12 protein-coding genes are annotated in these 14,212 nt (G+C 62.1%); 1 reads left to right on the forward strand and 11 read right to left on the reverse strand.

Annotation, left to right across the window (positions count from 1 at the left end; translation table 11 throughout):
* The first annotated feature begins 154 nt into the window (after positions 1-154).
* Positions 155-1,174 carry a HAMP domain-containing sensor histidine kinase gene (locus VN623_RS02630; RefSeq protein WP_325567834.1) on the forward strand — a complete coding sequence of 340 codons (1,020 nt, stop codon included), beginning with the start codon at positions 155-157 and terminating at the stop codon, positions 1,172-1,174.
* Between the two features lie 50 nt (positions 1,175-1,224).
* Here the strand turns inward: VN623_RS02630 and VN623_RS02635 are convergent, their stop codons facing one another.
* The 11 genes from VN623_RS02635 to ccmI form a co-directional block, all read right to left on the reverse strand.
* The gene (locus tag VN623_RS02635) at positions 1,225-1,737 is read right to left on the reverse strand and encodes a periplasmic heavy metal sensor (protein WP_325567836.1); all 513 of its coding nucleotides are present in this window, start codon (positions 1,735-1,737) and stop codon (positions 1,225-1,227) included.
* Positions 1,734-2,222, reverse strand: coding sequence for a hypothetical protein (locus VN623_RS02640; protein WP_325567838.1), 489 nt, complete (start codon positions 2,220-2,222; stop codon positions 1,734-1,736). The genes VN623_RS02635 and VN623_RS02640 overlap by 4 nt, the downstream gene beginning before the upstream one ends.
* A gap of 21 nt (positions 2,223-2,243) precedes the next feature.
* Positions 2,244-2,879 (reverse strand): sigma-70 family RNA polymerase sigma factor, encoded by a 636-nt coding sequence (locus VN623_RS02645; RefSeq protein WP_325567840.1) that lies wholly within the window; start codon positions 2,877-2,879, stop codon positions 2,244-2,246.
* A 127-nt stretch (positions 2,880-3,006) separates the two neighbouring features.
* Complete coding sequence (locus tag VN623_RS02650; protein WP_325567842.1) at positions 3,007-5,961, reverse strand: bifunctional [glutamine synthetase] adenylyltransferase/[glutamine synthetase]-adenylyl-L-tyrosine phosphorylase; 2,955 nt, start codon at positions 5,959-5,961, stop codon at positions 3,007-3,009.
* Positions 5,962-5,965: 4 nt separating this feature from the next.
* On the reverse strand, positions 5,966-7,405 hold the full coding sequence (locus VN623_RS02655; RefSeq protein WP_325567844.1) for a sensor histidine kinase: 1,440 nt from the start codon (positions 7,403-7,405) through the stop codon (positions 5,966-5,968).
* Entirely contained in the window at positions 7,389-8,069 is a 681-nt protein-coding gene (locus tag VN623_RS02660) for a response regulator transcription factor (protein ID WP_325567846.1), read from the reverse strand. Before VN623_RS02660 ends, VN623_RS02655 begins: the two co-directional genes overlap by 17 nt.
* 118 nt (positions 8,070-8,187) lie before the next feature.
* Positions 8,188-9,762, reverse strand: a complete 1,575-nt coding sequence (locus tag VN623_RS02665; protein WP_325567848.1) for a Do family serine endopeptidase — start codon at positions 9,760-9,762, stop codon at positions 8,188-8,190.
* A 229-nt stretch (positions 9,763-9,991) separates the two neighbouring features.
* Entirely contained in the window at positions 9,992-10,471 is a 480-nt protein-coding gene (locus tag VN623_RS02670) for a cytochrome c-type biogenesis protein (RefSeq protein ID WP_325567850.1), read from the reverse strand.
* A 5-nt stretch (positions 10,472-10,476) separates the two neighbouring features.
* The gene (locus tag VN623_RS02675) at positions 10,477-12,456 is read right to left on the reverse strand and encodes a heme lyase CcmF/NrfE family subunit (protein WP_325567852.1); all 1,980 of its coding nucleotides are present in this window, start codon (positions 12,454-12,456) and stop codon (positions 10,477-10,479) included.
* A 15-nt stretch (positions 12,457-12,471) separates the two neighbouring features.
* Positions 12,472-12,942 (reverse strand): cytochrome c maturation protein CcmE, encoded by a 471-nt coding sequence (ccmE, locus tag VN623_RS02680; protein WP_325567854.1) that lies wholly within the window; start codon positions 12,940-12,942, stop codon positions 12,472-12,474.
* 21 nt (positions 12,943-12,963) lie between these two features.
* On the reverse strand, positions 12,964-14,124 hold the full coding sequence (gene ccmI, locus VN623_RS02685) for a c-type cytochrome biogenesis protein CcmI (RefSeq protein WP_325567856.1): 1,161 nt from the start codon (positions 14,122-14,124) through the stop codon (positions 12,964-12,966).
* Between the last annotated feature and the right edge of the window lie 88 nt (positions 14,125-14,212).

Consider the following 14,212-nt stretch of genomic DNA (forward strand, 5'->3'; position numbering starts at 1 on the left):
ACAGGTGAGTCGCAAATCGGCGATTGTTGATTCGGGTCTGGAGCGCGGTCGTCGTTCAATTCCAGACGCGGGGCGCACTAAAGCAAAAATTGAGCAGGGGAATACAAGGATGGCTCGGACTTGGTCCGTCCCTCAACGGGGAAGCTATGCCGTCTTGGCAGCACCAGCGGTGGCGCGCCATGAACGACTGTTTGCGCAGCTGGCTGCAATGGGACGGGCCGATCCGCAACGCGGACTCCTTTTGTTGGTCGCGGCAGCGCTGACGATTATTGCGGTCGCCGTTCCGCATCTCGCCGACGAATCCTTGTCGAGCCTGCTGTTTCTAGCTGGCGCGGGACTGGCGGCAATCCTGTTTTGGGTCCCCTCAGAGTCGATCTCATCGTCGCAGTCAAAGCGAGCGGCGCGAAATACTGCGGCGCCATTGCCCGCCGCAAAAAGCAAATCTATAGGGCCGGCGAGTTTCGCCGAACTCGTCGTGCGTCCGGGAACCGCTCCGGCGTTCGACCGCGCGCAGTGGGCCAAGCTCACGGCCCATATGAGCCACGAGCTCAGAACCCCTCTCAACGCTGTTCTCGGATTCTCGGAAATGATGTCGAATGAAGTCTTCGGACCGCTCGGCTCGAGTTGCTACAGCGCCTACGCACGCGACATTCACGCGAGCGGGCTGATGCTTTTGAAATCGGCCGAAGACGCCCTTGCGATTACCACGCTGTTGACATCGCCGGATCAGCAGGGCGGTCCACAGGCGTGCCGCCTCAGCGCCGCGGCCGAAGATGCCTGCGCCTTCGCACGCCATGGCCTCAGCATGAAATCCATTACGATCGTCTCGGATATCGGGGCGGACACCGACGTCATCGGCGATGCCCAAGCGATGCGCCAAATGCTCATCAACCTGATTGCCGAGGCGGCCCGAAATGCCCGTCAAGGCACGACGCTCGCCATGACGGCAGACTGCGCGGCGGACGCCATCCGGCTTTCAATCACCGTTCCCGGAGGCGACGTCGAAGCGGCTTCGCAAGAGGACGGGTTTCCGGTGATACTGGCCCGTACGCTGTGCGAGCTTTCAGGCGCCCGGCTGGCGCGCGGCGATGCCGCCGACGGTAGCCGCCAATGGACCGTGCATTTTCTTCCCGTCGCGCAGAACGATCTTTTTTGCCGGGCAAATCAGATTTGAGTTCGGCTGTCCCGTAGGCCGCGCAACAGACGGCTCGGCCGGTTGTCACGTCAGTCAGGCCTACCCTGATCGTTCGGGCCGTCGGTCGTCTGCCTGAGCAGCCGCGGCCGGCGCGTCTGGCGCCAGGCATGCAGAACCTTGCGTTCTTCCGGGCTGAGCTTTTCCGCCGTATCGGCCAGAGCATTGTTGAGCGCCATCTTGTATTGGTTCTCTACGTCTCTGAGCTGCGTCATGGCCGTCTTGAACTTTTCTTTGTCGAAGGGCTCAGCTGTCAGCAGGTTGTTGGCATCGATCCAGTATTTGCGCACGGACGCTCTCAGGTCCTTCAATGACTCGCGTGCCGCTACGATTTCGTCCCTGACCGTGCCCTGTCGATCGGCCGGCAGCTCTTTGACGAAGGCCAACATGCCGTGCTCACTGCGCTTCAGGTCCTCATTTCGCTGGTGCCAGGCGGCGGCCGAGATCCCACCGATGAACAGCAGGTTGATCGCCAGGGAGGCGATGAAGGCGGGGTATAGATAACGCGAGCGCCCCGACGGCCGCTGATCGACTTCAACCGTCACAACAAATCCTCATCCAAAAAGCTGTCGGCATCGTCGGTCTGCGCCAACTGCTGGCTGATGCCCGTCGCACGCGCACCGTCACCGACCAGAAGCTCATTGAAGATCTTCGACTGTCCGGCAATAACACCGAGCACAAGTGATGCCGCCAGCGCGGTCGCCGCCAACCCGTGACGGTGGCGAAGCACCGGATGCCCCATCGCTTCACGCCGGTCCGTAGTCATGAGGCGTGGCTGTCGCTCGGCGGCAGCGACGATCCGATCCGCAAGCCTGCCGGCACGCGCGGCATCGTACTGCGGCGCCTTATCGAGAAGACGATCGAAAATTTCAGCCTTTTTCAGAAGCTCTTGCGCCTCGGCATTGCCGGCAATCAGCCCTGAAAGCGCATGGCGCAGCGGCGCCGGCCAGCGCGTCCGGTCGGCACCATAAGTGTCGAGCGTCGCTTCCAGCTGATCGAGCCCCACGGTGTAGAGACCCTTGCGTGTCATGGTCTTCTCGTCTCCCGCATATCAGAGTTCGCCATCGTTACGCAGCGACTCCCAGTCCGATTTCAAATCCGCTTTCAATTGCCTTCGCGCCCGGCTCAGAAGCGACTCGATTGCCTCGTCCGATACACCCATAATTTGCCCGATCTCGATCTGGCTCAACCCTTCGAAATGGAAGAGCGTCAATGCCAAACGCTGCCGGTCGGGCAACTTCTGCATCGCGACTTCGACGCGGCGTTGCGTATCCCGGCTTTCGAGCGCCGCAAGTTGTTTCGCCGGCTCCGGTACCTCCGGCAATTCCTCCACGGTCTTCACTCGGCCTTGACCTCGAACCCTGTCGAGACAAAGGTTCGAAACCACGCGGCGGAGCCAAGGCCTGATGCCTGCCGGCCCGATTTCCAACGTCGCGCCGGATCTCCAGAGCCGCAAGAAAGCCTCCTGCGCAACATCCTCGGCCTCGGCATCGTTGCGCAGCATGCGGCGACCGACCGAGACCATGCTGACAAGATGCCGCTCCATCAGCACCCGGAAAGCGCGGCTATCGCCGCCACCGGCCTCTGCTACGAGCGCGGCTTCGTCGGCACGGCTTTCAGCCACGCCTCCCCGCGGATTGGCAGCGCCGCCGTCGGTCCTTATCGCCGCCACTAAGCCCCTCGACATGCTGTCCGCGCTCGCTTTGGCCGTTTGCTACGCCCACGAGCGCCAGACGTTGGATTGCGCGCTGCGGGTAACAATCACCCACAAGAACGCCCTAACCTGCCACAATCCGTCGCCTATCGGCAAAGCTTCAGATGATCAGCTTCTCAAAGGCCGCGGAAACGTCGGCAAGTGCCTGTTTGAGCTTTGCTTCCAGGTCCTCGAACGACGCCGCGTGACCGGCCCTGACGAGCAACGATTTAAGCCCTTTCGGGGCCAAACCCGGATTGAACGCGCCTTCAAGCGTCAGGCGGAGGATTTGCGTCAGATCGTGGAGAAGCTGACCGGCGTTTGCCAGGCGGCGATAATCCTCGGGCCCGATTATGCCCTCCGAGGCCGCCGCGGCGAGGCTCACAAGCGTCGTCTGATGCAGCAGCGCCGGGTGGTCGGCGGCGTGAACAAGTTGCAGGTACTGGACGATGAATTCCAGATCGACGAGGCCGCCGCGCACCTGCTTCAGATTCCAGATGTCGCTCGTCGCCTTTTCGGCCTCGATGCGTTTTCGCATATCGCGGACGTCGGCGGCAACCTTCGCCTGGTCGCGACGGGCGATGAGGACTCTACGCGCGTCTCGTTCGACGTCGGCCGCGAGTTCCCGAGAGCCGGCGATCACGCGAGCGCGCGTCAACGCCATGTGCTCCCACGTCCACGCTTCATCCGCCTGGTAGCTGGCAAAGCTCGAAAGCCTGGTTGCAACCGGGCCTTTCTGTCCGGAAGGGCGTAGACGCATATCGACGTCGTAAAGGGCGCCTTCGGCCGTCCGTGCGGAAACGGCGTTGATCAATCGCTGTGTCAGTCGCGTGTAATAGTGAGGCGGGGCCAACGGACGCTCGCCGTCCGACTGTTCGGCTGCAGTATCGAAATTATAGATGACGATGAGGTCGACGTCGGATGCCGCCGTCATCTCGCGGCCGCCGAGCTTGCCCATCGCAACGACGACCGCCGCGCCACCCGGAACCCGGCCGTGGTCCTCCTCCATTTGACGGGTGACCTCCGTCAGCAGACCCGCAATGAGCCGGTCGGCAATCGTCGCGTAGGCAACGCCAGCTTCGGTGGCCGAGATGCTGCCGGTCAGAACCCTGACGCCGACGAGAAAAGTTTGCTCGCTGCCGATCCGACGCGCCGTGTCGAGGATTTCCTGACCGGAATCGCCTTGGCTCGTCATGCGGGCCGTTGCAAATGCCTTCAACAGCAGTTCATCGATCGCGGCACCGTTGAAGGCGCTGCCGAGAACTTGCGGATCGAGAACGGCGTCGAGCAGGCGCCGGCGCTTCGAAAGAATGTGCGCCAAGCGGGGCGCCGAGCCCATGATGTCGGCGAGGAGCCGGATCAGCGCCGGTTGCGCGGCGAGAAGCGAAAAGAGTTGAACCCCGGACGGCAATTCCGAAAGAAAACGGTCGAAGCTAGCGATTGCGCCGTCCGGGTCGACGGTGTCGGCGAGCGCCGCAATTAGCAGCGGCTGTACTTCCGTCAGCCGCTCACGGGCACGCGGCGATCTGACGGAGGGCGTTCGGCCGTGATGCCACCCTCGGACGATTGCGAGCACCTGCGCCGGCTGCGAATAGCCGAAGCGCGCCAACTCTGCCAGCGTCTGCGGATCGTCTGTCGGACCGGCAAAAACCATGTTCGAACCGCTGGCCGCCAAAGCCGGGGCGTCCTCGAAAAGTCCGGCGTAATGTTTCTCGACCGTTTCGAGGGCACGCGTCAGTTCAACCGAAAGCTCCGTCTCGCTCCGATAGCCCGCAAAGCGGGCGAACCTTTCGAGCGCCACGGGATTGGATGGAACCTCGTGGGTTTGTTCGTCGGCGACCATCTGCAGGCGGTGTTCGAGGCGGCGCAGGTAACGATAAGCCTGATCCAGGTCGGCGCGCACGGTTGGTTTTACCCAACCTCGCTCAGCGAGCGCTGCAAGGGCGTCGATCGTCGCGCGGGTGCGCAAATCAGGCTGACGGCCACCGGCGATTAGCTGTTGTGTCTGCGCGAAAAACTCGATTTCGCGAATGCCGCCCCGCCCGAGCTTCAGGTTTTGTCCGGCGACCATGATGCCGCCGATCCCCTTGTGGGTATGGATCTGGCGTTTCATCGCGTGGATGTCTGCGATCGCCGCGAAATCGAGATATTTGCGCCAGATGAACGGGGCGAGTTCGCGCAGAAACTCTTCGCCGGCCGCGATATCGCCCGCGACCGGCCGCGCCTTGATCATCGCGGCACGCTCCCAGTTCTGACCGACGTTTTCGTAGTAGCCGTGCGCGGCGGCGGTCGAGAGCGCTATTTGCGTTGCCCCAGCATCGGGCCTCAAGCGCAGGTCGGTGCGAAATACATATCCGTCGGGCGTTCGTTCTTCGAGCAGCAGCACGAGGTCGCGCGTAAGGCGCACGAGGAAAGATTGCAAGTCGCCGTCGCCGGCGAGACGCGATCTGTCGCGATCGAAAAAAATGATCAGATCGATGTCGCTCGAATAGTTGAGTTCGAATGCGCCGTGTTTGCCCATCGCGAGCACGAAGTAACCCGACTCCCGCTCGGGCTGCTCGGGATCTGCGGCCCGCCAAACACCGCTTTCGTTCGCAATCCGAAAGAGAAAGCGCACGGCCGTCGCGACGGCGGCATCGGCGCATTCCGACAGCACCCTCGTGACGGTCATGACCGGCCAGACGCCGCCAAGATCAGCGAGAGCCGTCAGCAGTGCCACCTCGCACTTGTAGACACGCAACGCCCGTTTGGCGGCAGCCATATCGGCCGCCGACCGCATGCTGAGGTTGAGTGTTTCCGTCAGCCTTGCAAAGTGCGCTTCCGGCTGCTCGAGAAGAACCCGCGCTAGCCTTGCAAAATCGCGCGTGGCTAGGCTCCTCAGGTAGGGAGAGCCTTCAAATGTACCCCGCAGCAGAGCTTCCACATTGGGATCGTGCAAGACTTCCGCGAGATCAGGAGTCGCTTGGCGCGCCTCCTCCATCAACTCGGTGAAGTGCTCCGAGTCCCGGCCGTCGGAGAGAGAACCCGGCGCTTCGGCAATACGTGAGACGAGACTCGATTTGACCTGCTGATCCATCGGCTCATTGTGCAGCAAGACTGGGTGGCGCGTCACCTGCAGACGCTATCAGGCACTTGCCGGACAGCAGCAGCACGACTTTAAGTCCCGGTTGATTGTCTTCGAGCCTGATCTCACCGTGGTGCAAGCGCGCCACCGCCGCGACGAGGCTCAATCCGAGCCCGGTTCCAGGTTTGGTGCGACTGGCTTCGAGACGCACGAAGCGCTTCAGTGCCCGTTCGCGATCGCCTGGGCTGATGCCCGGACCGTGATCGCTGACCGATATGGCGGCGCCGTCGCCCAAGCGATAGGCGCGAACCGTGATGGCGCTGCCCGGCTCGCCGCCGCGCGAATACTTGATGGCGTTGTCGATCAGGTTGGCGACGGCCTGACCAATGAGCTGGCGATTGGCGCGCACGAGCACGTCCCGTTCCGCCTCGATCGATAGAGCGAAGCCGGCTTCCTCGGCGGCGGGCGTGTAGAGTTCGCTGACATCCTCGACGAACCGACCGAGGTCGAACGTTTCGACGCTGTCTTCGAGCGGCCCAGCCTCGAGCCGCGCAATGAGCAGCAGTGCATTGAAGGTCTTGATGAGGTCGTCGGCTTTCTCAATCGTCCGCTCGAGCCCTTCACGATAGGCTTCGCCGCCGCGTGGATCGCGCAGCGCCGCCTCCGCCGCGTTTCGCAGCCGGTTGAGCGGCGTTTTCAAGTCGTGGGCGATGTTGTCCGAGACTTCCCGGAGGCCGCTCATCAAGCCTTCGATGCGGTCGAGCATCTCGTTGAGATTTCCGGCCAACGCATCGAGTTCGCCGCCGCCTCCGCTCTCGGGAATGCGCCGCGACAGGTCGCCTTCCATGATCGATCGGCTGGTGCCGGTAATGGCTTCGATGCGATTGAGAATGAGGCGGCTGACGGCGAGGCCGCCGAGCAGGCCTATCAGCGAGAGCACGCCAAATCCCAACAGAAACGCCCGCCGGACCGAGTCGGCGAAGAGCCGCTGATCTTCGATATCACGGCCGATAATGAGGCGAACGTCAGCGCCAAGGTCGACCGGAATGGCGACCGCGAGACGCGTGTTTCCGTTGTCGGCTTTCGGCGGCTGATAGCTGAAGACGCCGCCGCGCGGATCGGACTCGAGCTCGGGTGGGATGCGGTTCAAGTTTCCGGCGATTTTCATGCCGTTGTGGTCGGCAAGGTAATAGAGGCCGGTGCCTCCGGGGCGCGACAGTGCCGTCACGGTCTCGGTGAGCTTGGTGCTTCCGCCGACCTTCAGCTCGGAGGCAAGGATGCGCGCTTCGGCGTTTAGCGCGCCCAGCACCTGACGCGTCAGCAGATTGTTGGTTTGCCAGAACAGGAAACCGACAACGATCGCGGCGGCGAAAAGAAAAAATGCCACCGCCGCCGCGCTCAGTCCGAATGCCGTTGTCGACGCCGCCTTCGCGACGCGCTCAAGCGGGGCCGTCACGGATCGTGTATCCTGCGCCCCGAACGGTATGCAGAAGCGGCTTGTCGAAATTCTTGTCGATCTTCGCCCTGAGACGCGAGACGTGGACGTCGATGACGTTCGTTTGTGGGTCGAAGTGATAGTCCCAGACGTGCTCGAGCAGCATCGTGCGCGTCACGACCTGTCCGGCGTGCTGCATCAGGTACTCGAGAAGGCGGTATTCACGCGGCTGCAGCAGGATGTGGTCTCCGGCCCGCGTCACGCGATGCGACAGCCGATCGAGAACGAGATCGCCGACCGTGTAGCGCGTCTGCTGCTCTTCCGGAACCGTCCGGCGGCCGAGCGCTTCGACGCGAGCCAGCAATTCGGAATAGGCGTAGGGCTTCGTCAGATAATCGTCGCCGCCTGCCCTCAGGCCCTTGACGCGATCGTCGACCTCGCCCAGCGCCGAGAGGATCAGCGCCGGCGTGCGATTGCCCTCGGCCCGGAGCGATTTGATGACGGAAAGACCGTCGAGATGGGGCAACATGCGATCGACGATCAGCACGTCGTAGGCGTTATCCGTCGCGAGCGTCAGTCCCACCTCTCCGTCACCGGCGAGATCGGCGGTATGACCATTCTCTTTCAAAGATTTCTGAAGAAACTGCGCGGTTTCCTTGTCGTCTTCGATTACGAGCACGCGCATGGCGTTCTTCCGACCCTGGCCTTCTATGTGCCCACTGTTTAGCTGGCTGTCGTGCAAACGTCGAGACAGCCCCGCCTTGTCGTCGGCGGGGCTGTCCGAACTTGCCATCGCGTTAACCTCAGCCTTTCTTTTCGGTGAGCTGAACCGCGACGAAGCGCTTCTGGTCGGCCGACTTGACGTGCAGCAGCACTGCGGTCCGCTTCAGGTCCTGGGCCCTTTTCACACCGAGAACGACGTCATCGGGAGATTTAACGATCTGACCCGAAACCTCGAGGATCACATCGCCTGATTTCAGGCCCTTCTCGGCTGCGTCGGACGAAGGATCGACCTCGGCAATTGCGACGCCTTCTCCCGACCCCGTGCGGGCCGGCATCAATGTGAGACCAAGCTGGCTAAGCTCCATCGACGACTTGCTTTCATCGCCGCTGTTGTTGCCATTGTCCTGGTCGCCGCTCATCGCCTCTTCGGCGTTCTTCGGGAAGAGGCCGAGCTTGACCTTGATCGATTGTTCGGCGTTGTTGCGCCAAACCTTGATGTCGACGGGCGTGTCGGGAGACAGCTCGGCAATCTTTCTCGCCAGGTCGCGGCTATCGGCGATCTTGTCGTTGTTCACCTGCAAAATTGCATCCTGCATTTTGAGGCCTGCCGCTGCTGCCGGCCCGTTCGGTGAAACTTCGCTGACAAGGGCGCCATGTGCTTCCTTGAGTCCGAGGCTAGCGGCGGTATCTTCATCGACGTTCTGAATCTTCACGCCAAGCCAACCGCGCTTGACCGTGCCGCCGGTCTTCAATTGCTGAATGACTTCAGCGACCGTCTTCGCCGGCACGTCGAATGCGATGCCGACATTGCCGCCGGACGGTGAGAAGATCGCCGTATTCACGCCGATGACCTCGCCGTCGAGATTGAACGTCGGACCGCCGGAATTGCCCCGGTTCACGGCCGCGTCGATCTGCAGATAGTCATAGGGGCCGGAGCCGATATCACGCGCCAAGGCCGAGACGATGCCGGCCGTCACCGTGCCACCGAGACCGAACGGGTTACCGACGGCCAGCGCCCAATCACCGACACGCGGCTTCTTTTCCGAGAGCTTCACGAAGGGGAAGGTCTTGTTGCTGTCGATCTTCAACAGCGCGACGTCGGTGCGCTGATCAGTGCCGATGAGCTTGGCTTCGTATTTCGTCTCGTCGTCATCGAAGGCCACCTGGATCTTGGTCGCGCCATCAATCACGTGGTTGTTCGTGACGACATAACCGTCAGCCGAGATGACGAAGCCCGAGCCCTGTCCCTGAACGACCTTCGGGCGCCGGCCCTCCTCCTGCCCGAACTCCTTCGGCAGGTGCTTGAAAAAATCATGCAGCGGGTGATCGGGAGGCAGATCGGGAATCGTGAGACCACCACCCTTTTTGCTGTCCTTGTCGTTCTCGGCCAATTTCGACGCGCCACCGTCATTGACGACGGACACCGACACGACCGCCGGCTTAACCTTGTCGACGAGGTCGGCGAAAGTCAGCGGCGCATGGCCGAAGGGTGTCTGGACGGTCTGCCCTGCCGCCACTTCGGCGCGGGCGGATTGAATAGGCGCCAAGACCCCGAAACCAAGCGCGGCGCTGGCAGCGAGCGCTACGAATGCGGGCACGATTTTTGAGGTTGAATGAACATTCGGCATTATCGAACCGCGGTAGGGAAGTGGCATCCCGTATCTCCAATCTGACACATTGGCTCTGCGAGCCTTGTGCAGGAGGACGTAATGTAGTCGGGGTTACGGCAGCATGTCGGCCATCTTAACTGTTGGTAATCTCACTTGCGGCCGGTCGGAGGGCTTTTGAACGCTTCTCAGCGAACGAACGGCATTTCGATAAAGCGTCCGGGCAAAAAGGCGTTGGTTACAAACCTAGCCGGCGCGACGGAAACGGGAGCGAAAGTCAGCGCCGTTCGTCGGAGAGAATTTGCGCCAGCTTCGCCTTTTCCTCCTCCGACAGCGCGTCGCTTTGGGAGGTCGCCGTACGTCCCGATGATCGCGCTACAAGCACGATACCGGCCAGCAGTACGAGAAGCGGGGTCAGCCAAAGCAGCAGCGTCGAGAGTTCAAAGCGCGGCCTCAGCAGCACGAACTCGCCGTAGCGCACCACGATGTAGTCGACCACTTGAGCATCGCTGTCATGTGCCGTGAGGCGCTCCCGGACCAGCCGTCGCAAATCGGCTGCCAGTGGCGCATTGCTGTCGTCAATCGACTCATTCTGGCAAACGAGGCAGCGCAGTTCTGAAGAAATGATGCGGGCACGCTTTTCGAGCGCCGGATCGGGCAACATCTCCCCCGGCTGCACGGCCAGACTTGCAGATACGCTCGCCAAAATGGCCCATATCGACAATAGAGCAACCGACAGGACTCGTAGACGCCGCATCGGTGCTACTCCGCCGGTACGGCAACCGGCCGCCGCGATCGTGAAGGGGCGCCGACACGCAGCCGACGATCGGAGAGCGAGATACCGCCGCCGATGAACATGATCAGCGCTCCGAGCCAAATAAACCGGACGAGAGGATTGAAATAGGCGCGGACGGCGTAGCCGCCTTCTGGCTGCGCGTCGCCGATGACCAAGTAGAGATCGCCACGCCAGGAGGCATGAATGCCGGCTTCGGTCGTCGTCTGCGGCGGCGCATCGTAGAGCCGTTTCGCAGGCGTCAGCCGCGTCACGGACGCACCATCACGTTTGACGTCGAAGTCAGCGATATCTGAGCGATAGTTCGGCCCGCGCCCGGTGTCGACGCCGGCGAAGGTCACGTCGAAGCCGCCGACCGCCAGGCTTTGTCCGGGCTTCATAACCAGGATGTGTTCTTCCTGGTAGGCGCTGGTTGCGACGATACCGACGACAAGCATGCCGATGCCGAAATGCGCAAACAGCGTGCCGTAGCTCGAGCGCGGCAGGTTCGTTGCGCGCCTTATCACCTCGCTGCGCGAGACACTTCCAAGCTTGATGCGGTTCGCCCATTCGATCGCCGCGCCGGCCATCACGTAAACGCCGAGCGCAATTCCGAACGGCGCGAGCCACGGCCCACGATGCGTCATCGCCGAAACAGCAACGATGGCGACGATCGCCGCCAGAACAGCGAACCCCAGGCGTTGCGTTACGCCCGCCAAATCGCCGCGCTTCCACGCCAGCATCGGGCCGATCGGCAGCGCCATAAGCAGCGGCACCATCAGCGGTCCGAACGTCATATTGAAGAACGGTGGTCCGACTGAGATCTTGGCGCCGGTCAAAGCCTCGAGCACCATAGGATACAGCGTGCCGACGAGTACAGTCGCGGTGCTCGTCACCAGCAGCAGGTTATTGAGGACCAGGCTGCCTTCGCGGCTGATCGGCTGAAACAGTCCGCCCGACTGCATGGTGTTGGCGCGCAGCGCGAACAGCGCCAGGCCACCACCTGTAAACAGGACCAGAATTGCCAGAATGAAAATGCCACGCGTCGGATCGACCGCGAACGAGTGCACCGAGGTCAGCACGCCTGACCGCACGATGAATGTGCCCATCAGCGACAGTGAGAACGTCAGGATCGCGAGCAGGATGGTCCAGATTTTCAGCGCCTCGCGCTTTTCCATGACGAGGGCGGAATGGAGAAGCGCGGTTCCGGCGAGCCACGGCATGAAGGAGGCGTTTTCGACCGGGTCCCAGAACCACCAGCCGCCCCAGCCGAGTTCGTAGTAGGCCCACCACGAGCCCATCGCGATGCCGATCGTCAGGAACATCCAGGCCGCGAGAGTCCAGGGCCTGACCCAGCGCGCCCAGGCCGCATCGATCCGGCCTTCGATCAACGCCGCGATCGCAAACGAAAAGGCGATCGAGAAGCCGACATAGCCGGTGTAGAGAAACGGCGGGTGGAAGGCGAGAGCGGGATCCTGCAGGATCGGATTGAGACCGTTGCCATCCGACGGCGCCGGAATGAGACGCACGAACGGGTTCGACGTCAGCAGCGAGAAAAGCAAAAACGCCACCGCGATCGACGCCTGCACCGAAAGCACACGGGCTTTGAGCGTCGGCGGGAGATTGTTTCCGAATAGAGCCACCGCCGCGCCGAACAGTGCGAGGATCAACACCCAAAGAAGCATCGAGCCTTCGTGATTGCCCCACACACCCGCCATTTTGTAGATCAGCGGTTTCGTCGAATGCGAATTCGCGGCAACGTTGGCGACCGAAAAATCCGATGTCACGTAAGCGTACATCAGCGCAAAAAAGGCGATGGCGATCAGGAATAGCTGCGACACCGCCGCGGGCTCTGCGACGCGCATCATGCGGTCGTCTCTGAGAGATGCACCGAAGGCAGGCACGACTACTTGCACAGTCGCGACGAGCAGCGCGAGGATCAATGCGAAATGTCCGAATTCGACGATCACGGCAGCTTGCCCTCTTTAAGGTGCCTCGGCCTTCAGTGCATCCGGATGGGCACTTTCGCCAAGCTTTACGCCCTTTGCTTCTAGCGCCTTCGCAACGTTCGGCGGCATATAATTCTGGTCGTGCTTGGCGAGCACGGTGTCGGCCTTGAAGTTGCCGTTGCCATCGATCACGCCTTCGGCGACGACGCCCTGCCCTTCGCGAAAGAGATCAGGCAAAACGCCCGTAAACGTCACCGGAATGTCCTTCAGGGTATCGGTTACTCTGAAGGTAACCGTTGTCCCCTGGCCGCGCACGACGGAGCCTTTTTCGACGAGTCCACCAAGCCTGATGCGTTCGCCGGCCTTGACGCCCTTCTCCAGAACATCGCTCGGGATGTGAAAGAAGACGATACTGTCTTTCAGTGCAAACATAACGAGGATCAGCGCCAAGCCGAGCGTCGCGACGCCGCCGCCGATCAGAACTCCTCGTTTCTGCTTTCTTGTCATCGCGTCTCGCCGCCTTCCATCTTAGCTTCCGAGCCCGAGTTGACGTGCCAGATCCTCGACGCTGGCGAGACCGCCCTTATCGTTTTTCAATCCAGTCCTTGCATCATTCAAGGCTTTGATTGCGTCGTCCCGGCGGCCGAGGACGTCATAGGCGCGAATGAGCTTCAGCCAGCCGGCTGCATCCGTTCCATCCGCCTTCAGACGCGCAGCGAGCCCATCGACCATACGCCCGATGAAGGCTTGGCGTTCCTCAGGGCTCATTGCACTGACGGCCGCGGCGTCGGGAGTCGATGACGGCGTGGCGCCATCGGCTTGCTTGCCGTTGCTGTCGGCCGCGCCCTTGCCGGCGCCGGGAGTGAGCCCCGCGAGGCGCTCTTCGAGAACCTTGCGCCACGGCGCATCGGCCGGTGCCTCTGCAATCAGTTTGCGGTAATCGGCGGCGGCATCGGTGAGGTGACCGTCCTGTTCCTTTGCGAGTGCCAGCCAGATGCGCGGCTCTTTCGAGTCCGGGGCCATGACGAGAATGCGTTCAAGGGCTTTCTTGGCATCTTGCGGAATGACACCATCCTCGGCCCTGATCCGCGCGTTGGCGAACCCCTGCAGCCGCCGCGGCGATTCACCAACCAATCGAAGTGCGTTGCCGTATGCCTCCGCCGCATCCGCATAGCGGCCCATGGCGTAGTAGACTGGCGCGATGACATCCCAGCCGGTTCCGTCGTCAGGATGATCGCGAAGGCGAGCCTCGACCTTGGCGACCAGATCGTTCGGTTTCATCGTGTCGGACGCCGTCGCGATCCGCTCGCTCAGAGGCTGCCCAGGCAATCCGGGTGCGCCGTATGCAAGGTAGAGCGCTAGGCTTGCGACGGGCAACGCGATCGACGTCACGACGTAGATGGGCTTTGCAAAGCGACCCCGTCCGCCGGGTCCACCATCCGGCGACTTGGCGTTTGTTTCCGTGGAGCGTAACAGGCGGCGCGCGATCTCAGCGCTTGCGGCCTCTGCCTCCCTGGCCGCAAGACTTCCACGTGCCGCGTCGGCGACGACTTCTCTCAACTGGTCTTTGTAGACGGCGATGTCGGCATCAGCGGCTTTGACAGGTGGACCCGCTGAGCGCGTCAGCGGTCGCGTAATGGCGAGCGTCACGCCCGCCACCAAAACGCCCACTAATATCCAAAACAGCATCGTCGCGCGATCCTCAGCTCGATGCGCAGGGAATAGGATCGGCGTCAGGCCCAGGCAAGCTGCGAGGCACGGATTAGCTCAAGTGTCG

Source organism: Hyphomicrobium sp., assembly GCF_035572195.1.
Classification (GTDB): Bacteria; Pseudomonadota; Alphaproteobacteria; order Rhizobiales; family Hyphomicrobiaceae; genus Hyphomicrobium_B.

Coding starts and splice junctions, on each gene's coding strand:
- ccmE (WP_325567854.1), bottom strand. CDS start 12,942: ATGACAAGAAAGCAGAAACGAGGAGTTCTGATCGGCGGCGGCGTCGCG.
- VN623_RS02665 (WP_325567848.1), bottom strand. CDS start 9,762: ATGCCACTTCCCTACCGCGGTTCGATAATGCCGAATGTTCATTCAACC.
- ccmI (WP_325567856.1), bottom strand. CDS start 14,124: ATGCTGTTTTGGATATTAGTGGGCGTTTTGGTGGCGGGCGTGACGCTC.
- VN623_RS02670 (WP_325567850.1), bottom strand. CDS start 10,471: ATGCGGCGTCTACGAGTCCTGTCGGTTGCTCTATTGTCGATATGGGCC.
- VN623_RS02650 (WP_325567842.1), bottom strand. CDS start 5,961: ATGGATCAGCAGGTCAAATCGAGTCTCGTCTCACGTATTGCCGAAGCG.
- VN623_RS02640 (WP_325567838.1), bottom strand. CDS start 2,222: ATGACACGCAAGGGTCTCTACACCGTGGGGCTCGATCAGCTGGAAGCG.
- VN623_RS02660 (WP_325567846.1), bottom strand. CDS start 8,069: ATGCGCGTGCTCGTAATCGAAGACGACAAGGAAACCGCGCAGTTTCTT.
- VN623_RS02645 (WP_325567840.1), bottom strand. CDS start 2,879: ATGTCGAGGGGCTTAGTGGCGGCGATAAGGACCGACGGCGGCGCTGCC.